The sequence below is a fragment of the Paracoccus sp. TRP genome (genome assembly GCF_000185925.1).
GTDB classification, from domain to species: domain Bacteria; phylum Pseudomonadota; class Alphaproteobacteria; order Rhodobacterales; family Rhodobacteraceae; genus Paracoccus; species Paracoccus kondratievae.
The window spans coordinates 1-4,528 of record NZ_AEPN01000089.1 but is presented as its reverse complement, the minus strand read 5'-3'; the positions used below and the strand labels follow the sequence as shown (position 1 = coordinate 4,528).

Genomic DNA, 4,528 nt, shown 5'->3' with positions numbered 1-4,528 from the left:
ACCATCAAACCGTGGGATCAAACACCTAGCCAGCGTGTTCATGAGAGCTTCCATAAAATTATTTCCCTCCATCATGTTCTGTCTCAAGCGGTAACATAACCAATCGCAGCCACAGTCGCACCGAGGCCCGCAGCGATGCTGCCCATGAAATCGACCGCTGCGATGTCCCGCAGGACTGGCATGAAGACATAGGCGGCTACACCCGCGATACAGAGGCGAAAGATCAGACGCACATCATCCTCCTTGCGATGGTATATACCTTGATCTATATACATGGTATACCATAGAGGATAGACCGATGGCAATGCTTATCAAGGGCGATGAGATCGACGCGCTTGTCGCCAAATACTGCGCCATGACCGGCGTAAAAAACAAGTCCGAAGCGGTGCGCAAGGCGCTTGCCGCGCAGATCGAGGCGCTTGCCGCCGAGGAACGGCTTGTGGATCGGGTTGGGAGGATCCAGCGACGCGCGGCCGAGGCGGGGTTCGTCAGCACGGGCGAAGACCTGAAGCCGTTCTTTGACGAGCAATGGGGCGAGGACTGATGTTCCTGGACGCAAGCGCGGTGGTCGCGGTGCTGCTGAACGAGCCGGAAGCGCCCGGTTTGCTGAAGGCGATGGAGGCCTCGCGCGGCACGCTGCGGTTCTCGCCGGTCGTGCGGATGGAAGCGACGCTCGCCCTGGTCAGGGCCAAGGTGCAGGCCCGCGGCAAGGGCCCGGCGGCAGCCGAGGACTTTGCCGCGGCGGCCGAGCTGGTCGACGGTTTTTTCGAGGCGGCGGAGGCGCAAGAGATGCACATCACGACGGGCATGGGGAAGGAAGCGATCCGGGCGTTGTCGGTTTACGGCAAGGTCGTCGGCCACCCGGCGCAGCTCAATTTCGGCGACGCGCTGTCCTACGCTTGTGCGAAAGCCTACCATGTGCCCTTGCTCTACAAGGGCAATGACTTTTCAGAAACGGATTTGGCTTGAGGTTTCACCATGGAAAACAGAGATGATACCGAAGAGGATCAAGTTGAGGTCACGTTCGGTGTGAAGGTCACGTTCGCCCGAGCCAAGCTCCCTGAGGTGTCTGATATGAGCGAGCAGGACCGCGACGAGGTGCGGGCGCATCTCATTGCCAGCGCAGGTATAAGGATGCTGCCGTCAGGTGCGGAATCATGAAGCTCTACGTTGCGACATTCTGGACGGGCCATGCCTGGGCCGATCTGCACGTTTATCCGCGGCCGTTCCGCGCCGCCTGGGCCGCAGCCGATTCCGCATTGCTGGCGGGGAAGAGAGCGACCAGGCTGCGCCCGGCTGAAGTTAAAGCGGCCCCCGAAGGGGCCGCATAGGTCAGAGACCGAAAAGCTTGATGATGAAGGCTGTCAGGCCGGCGATGGCGCCGACGAGGCCGGTCGCGACGGCCAGCGGATACCAGCGGGCCTCGGCATTGATCTTCGAGGTTTCCGCGATCAGCTTGGCGATCTCGGCCCGCATCTTGTCGTCGGCAAGGGACTGTTCGGCGGTGGTCATGTCGGCGTCGCTCATTGGATGCTCCTTGTGAAATGTAAGCGATGAGACCGAAGATTGCGAGGCTCTAGCCGCCCCGCACGGTCGCAGGCATGCGGACACGCTGAGTCAGGGACGGCCCGGCACGGGCCGCTTGCAAGGCCGCGCTCGCGCGGCCGCCGTCCTTGACCAGTGTGGTAGAATGACAAGATCCGTGTGGTGGTGGATAGGTCCGGCCCCGGCCGGCGCCTGGCGCTGGCCGAGTTAACAGCCGGACGCGACCGATGGCGCAACGGTTCTGCCGCGCAGCGGGCCCGGCGCGGCCTTAGCGCCGCGCCGTCGCCGGCGTTCTGGCTTGCCAGGGCGACGGCGCCGGCGAACACCAGGAACAGGGCATAGAAAAGAGCCGCCCCCAAGGGGACGGCCAGTCATCCTCACCACAAGGATATTTCAGAGCGTGTTGCGGCCCTCGATGCCGCGCACGCGGTGTAGATCGGAGGAGCGATCACCGCTCGCCCCACATCACCACCAGGATCAGCGAGCTGCCAACCGTTGAGGTATGAGCATCACGGAATGCCGAGGCTCTGCTATTTTCTCTGCATTAACCACTGAATGCAGTCGGCAATTACTCGAATGGCCAATGCGCTGCACCACAAAGCCGGTAGTAACGCCAGAAATGACAGAGTGCTGGAGGAAAGTTCTGACAAAATTCTGTTTTCCGACAGGAGCGAGGTAGCCTCTTCCATTCGGTCCGCCTGCGAGAAGAAAAGCCAAAAAAAGAATCTATCTGTGACTGGCCGCAGAAAAGGCGAAATGATGATTGCAGCGACGACGCAAAGGGCGATCACGACCCAAGGCTCCCATCGCTTCATTAACAAATCCTTTTGTTTTTGCTCCATCATCCTCAAATCTCCAAAGCTGTCGTGAGCAGCATAAATGCGTAAGCCCGGACAAAACAGGGGTAGAAAGCACCCCAAACAGTGGGTGTGGCGGCCATCAATCTCTGGCTCGCCCTCGGGGATCGACCTGCCAGCCAGTCGCAATGCGAATGATCGAGGCGTCCGGGCCGTGCTGGTCGATGAAAACCCGGTCGGCCTCGATGCCGCGCGCGCGGTGCAGATCGGCCGCTCGGTGGCCGCTCGGCCGGCGGCACCAGGTGCCGGCGGCCGAGCCGCAGGCCGGGCAGGCAACGGCGAGGACCGGGTGTCGATGGATGGTGAAATCGGCCATGTCTTACGGCCTTTCCTGATGCTCGTGCTGTCGGTGCCCGTGCTTGTTGCGCGGCACCTGGTCGAAGGGGATTGTGTCCAGCGTGAAGCGCCCGACGCTATAGCCGTGCAGAAAATCCAGCAGATATGTGGGATCGGCGGGGTAGGGCGCGCGGTTCCATGCGGCCAGCAGGACCGCGCGCTCATTGGCGGTCAGGGCGGCAAGCCTGCGCCGGGCCGCGCGCCAGCGGGCCGCGCGCCAGGACCGGGTTCGGGCCTGCGATTCCGCCCATTGCACGGCGCGGGCCTGCATGACCTCATCCTCGCCGGGCTGCGCTGCCGCGATCTGCTCGGCAAAAAGGGGCAGGGCTTCGCGTTCGAGGCGCTGCTTGCGGCGCAGCGCAGCGCGCTTGCGGCTGGTATCGGTGAATGGGTGGCGGGGATACCTGATAAAGCGCATGTGCTGTCTCCCTCGATGGGCGGGGCGCTTGCGCGCCCCCGCCTCGGTCACTCCATACCTTCGGGCAGCCATGCGTCGATCCGCGCGGCCTGCGCCTCGGTCACGCGATGAGCCTTGCGGGCGTCATCGTCACTGAACAGGGCTTCCAGCTTCGCGGCCTTCTCGCCTTTTTTCAGCTTGGCGAAACTAGGGTCAGGATGCATTGATTTTCAGTGTGCTACGTGATTCACGGCTCGGAAAACGGAGCGGTGACATGAGCGACCTGTACTGGCTGACCGACGAGCAGATGACCAAGCTTGCCCCTTTCTTCCCGAAGTCGCACGGCAAGCCACGCGTCGATGACAAGCGTGTTCTAAGCGGGATTATCTTCATCAATCGCAATGGTTTGCGCTGGCGAGATGCCCCCAGGGAGTATGGGCCGCACAAGACGCTCTACAGCCGGTGGAAGCGTTGGAGCGAGAAAGGCATTTTCGCCAGGATGATGATCGGGCTGGCCGCCGACCACGGCGAGGAAAAGACCGTGATGATCGACGCGACCTATCTGAAAGCGCACCGCACCGCGACCAGCTTGGCCGTGAAAAAGGGGGGCGTGGACGCCTCGTCGGCCGGACCAAGGGCGGCATGAACACGAAGCTGCATGCCATCTGTGACAGCCAGGGCCGACCGCTCGACCTGTTCGTCACCGCAGGGCAGGTCAGCGACTACATCGGGGCGCGGGCGTTGCTCAGCAGCCTCCCAAAGGTCGATTGGCTGCTCGGGGATCGCGGCTATGACGCCGACTGGTTCCGGGAAGCCTTGCAGGACAAGGGGATACGAGCCTGCATCCCCGGCCGAAAGCAGCGCAAGACACCGGTCAAATACGACAAGCGCCGATACAAGCGGCGCAACCGCATCGAGATCATGTTTGGCAGGCTCAAGGACTGGCGGCGCGTGGCAACCCGATACGACAGATGCCCGAAGGTCTTCCTCTCGGCCATCGCGCTCGCGGCAACCGTCATTTATTGGTTATGAATCCTGACCCTAAATCCGCTGGCTTGCATCAACAATTATAGGATGGTGCTCAGCTATCCTGCAGCGTTTCCGTCTATCGCAGAAAGTATCCATTGCTGCTTTCCACGCATGATATAACGCTGCGCCCGCCGTCAATGTGAATTAGTATAGCTCGCTTTCGTGAACGCACTGCGCAGTGCATAAGCGGTCAAGGCTATCGACAGAATAATAGAATCGCGTGATCTTCGACGAAGATTTTTTGATTTCTTCAGCATAATCGGTATTTTATGCACAGATGGTCTATTTATAAAATCAACCTCCCAACAACTAGGTTGTGTTGACAAAAAGGATTTCCCTGCGCGTCTGGCTGTGATTCAAGATC

At 60.8% G+C, this 4,528-nt stretch carries 10 protein-coding genes; 5 read left to right on the top strand and 5 right to left on the bottom strand.

From position 1 onward, the window contains the following. Window positions 1-83 precede the first annotated feature (83 nt). Complete coding sequence (locus tag PARACOCCUSGL_RS22105) at window positions 84-233, bottom strand: hypothetical protein (RefSeq protein WP_158004484.1); 150 nt, start codon at window positions 231-233, stop codon at window positions 84-86. Window positions 234-298: 65 nt separating this feature from the next. Between PARACOCCUSGL_RS22105 and PARACOCCUSGL_RS21105 the strand changes: the two genes are divergently transcribed. From PARACOCCUSGL_RS21105 to PARACOCCUSGL_RS0119660, 3 genes are read left to right on the top strand one after another with little or no spacing between them, the layout of a single operon-like run. Next, window positions 299-544: a type II toxin-antitoxin system VapB family antitoxin gene (locus PARACOCCUSGL_RS21105; RefSeq protein ID WP_010400651.1), complete on the top strand. Its 246-nt coding sequence runs from the start codon at window positions 299-301 to the stop codon at window positions 542-544. Next, window positions 544-969 carry a type II toxin-antitoxin system VapC family toxin gene (locus tag PARACOCCUSGL_RS0119665; protein ID WP_010400650.1) on the top strand — a complete coding sequence of 142 codons (426 nt, stop codon included), beginning with the start codon at window positions 544-546 and terminating at the stop codon, window positions 967-969. Before PARACOCCUSGL_RS21105 ends, PARACOCCUSGL_RS0119665 begins: the two co-directional genes overlap by 1 nt. 9 nt (window positions 970-978) lie before the next feature. Continuing rightward, window positions 979-1,161 carry a hypothetical protein gene (locus PARACOCCUSGL_RS0119660; RefSeq protein WP_010400647.1) on the top strand — a complete coding sequence of 61 codons (183 nt, stop codon included), beginning with the start codon at window positions 979-981 and terminating at the stop codon, window positions 1,159-1,161. A 171-nt stretch (window positions 1,162-1,332) separates the two neighbouring features. Here PARACOCCUSGL_RS0119660 and PARACOCCUSGL_RS0119650 read toward each other — a convergent pair whose 3' ends face one another. Then, on the bottom strand, window positions 1,333-1,527 hold the full coding sequence (locus tag PARACOCCUSGL_RS0119650) for a hypothetical protein (RefSeq protein WP_010400642.1): 195 nt from the start codon (window positions 1,525-1,527) through the stop codon (window positions 1,333-1,335). 594 nt (window positions 1,528-2,121) lie between these two features. Between PARACOCCUSGL_RS0119650 and PARACOCCUSGL_RS21900 the strand changes: the two genes are divergently transcribed. Further along, window positions 2,122-2,415, top strand: a complete 294-nt coding sequence (locus PARACOCCUSGL_RS21900; protein WP_138918408.1) for a hypothetical protein — start codon at window positions 2,122-2,124, stop codon at window positions 2,413-2,415. A gap of 69 nt (window positions 2,416-2,484) precedes the next feature. Here the strand turns inward: PARACOCCUSGL_RS21900 and PARACOCCUSGL_RS0119640 are convergent, their stop codons facing one another. Genes PARACOCCUSGL_RS0119640 through PARACOCCUSGL_RS21710 form a run of 3 tightly spaced genes read right to left on the bottom strand, consistent with a single transcriptional unit; the run spans window position 2,485 to window position 3,359 of the window. Then, window positions 2,485-2,718: a hypothetical protein gene (locus PARACOCCUSGL_RS0119640; RefSeq protein WP_010400636.1), complete on the bottom strand. Its 234-nt coding sequence runs from the start codon at window positions 2,716-2,718 to the stop codon at window positions 2,485-2,487. A 3-nt stretch (window positions 2,719-2,721) separates the two neighbouring features. Next, entirely contained in the window at window positions 2,722-3,156 is a 435-nt protein-coding gene (locus PARACOCCUSGL_RS0119635) for a hypothetical protein (protein ID WP_010400634.1), read from the bottom strand. Window positions 3,157-3,203: 47 nt separating this feature from the next. Beyond that, complete coding sequence (locus PARACOCCUSGL_RS21710) at window positions 3,204-3,359, bottom strand: hypothetical protein (protein ID WP_010400632.1); 156 nt, start codon at window positions 3,357-3,359, stop codon at window positions 3,204-3,206. A gap of 50 nt (window positions 3,360-3,409) precedes the next feature. On the opposite strand from PARACOCCUSGL_RS21710, the gene PARACOCCUSGL_RS21705 reads away from it, so the two are divergent. Continuing rightward, window positions 3,410-4,167 (top strand): IS5-like element IS1248A family transposase gene (locus PARACOCCUSGL_RS21705; RefSeq protein WP_114669439.1). Its coding sequence is split into 2 segments (ribosomal slippage): window positions 3,410-3,731 and window positions 3,731-4,167, totalling 759 coding nucleotides; the frame shifts between segments, so codons are not numbered across the junction. Window positions 4,168-4,528 lie beyond the last annotated feature (361 nt).

What these genes read in the sequence shown, in the direction of transcription:
- PARACOCCUSGL_RS21105 (WP_010400651.1), top strand. Translation starts at nt 299, where the DNA reads ATGGCAATGCTTATCAAGGGCGATGAGATCGACGCGCTTGTCGCCAAA.
- PARACOCCUSGL_RS0119665 (WP_010400650.1), top strand. Translation starts at nt 544, where the DNA reads ATGTTCCTGGACGCAAGCGCGGTGGTCGCGGTGCTGCTGAACGAGCCG.
- PARACOCCUSGL_RS0119660 (WP_010400647.1), top strand. Translation starts at nt 979, where the DNA reads ATGGAAAACAGAGATGATACCGAAGAGGATCAAGTTGAGGTCACGTTC.
- PARACOCCUSGL_RS0119650 (WP_010400642.1), bottom strand. Translation starts at nt 1,527, where the DNA reads ATGAGCGACGCCGACATGACCACCGCCGAACAGTCCCTTGCCGACGAC.
- PARACOCCUSGL_RS21900 (WP_138918408.1), top strand. Translation starts at nt 2,122, where the DNA reads ATGGCCAATGCGCTGCACCACAAAGCCGGTAGTAACGCCAGAAATGAC.
- PARACOCCUSGL_RS0119640 (WP_010400636.1), bottom strand. Translation starts at nt 2,718, where the DNA reads ATGGCCGATTTCACCATCCATCGACACCCGGTCCTCGCCGTTGCCTGC.
- PARACOCCUSGL_RS0119635 (WP_010400634.1), bottom strand. Translation starts at nt 3,156, where the DNA reads ATGCGCTTTATCAGGTATCCCCGCCACCCATTCACCGATACCAGCCGC.
- PARACOCCUSGL_RS21710 (WP_010400632.1), bottom strand. Translation starts at nt 3,359, where the DNA reads ATGCATCCTGACCCTAGTTTCGCCAAGCTGAAAAAAGGCGAGAAGGCC.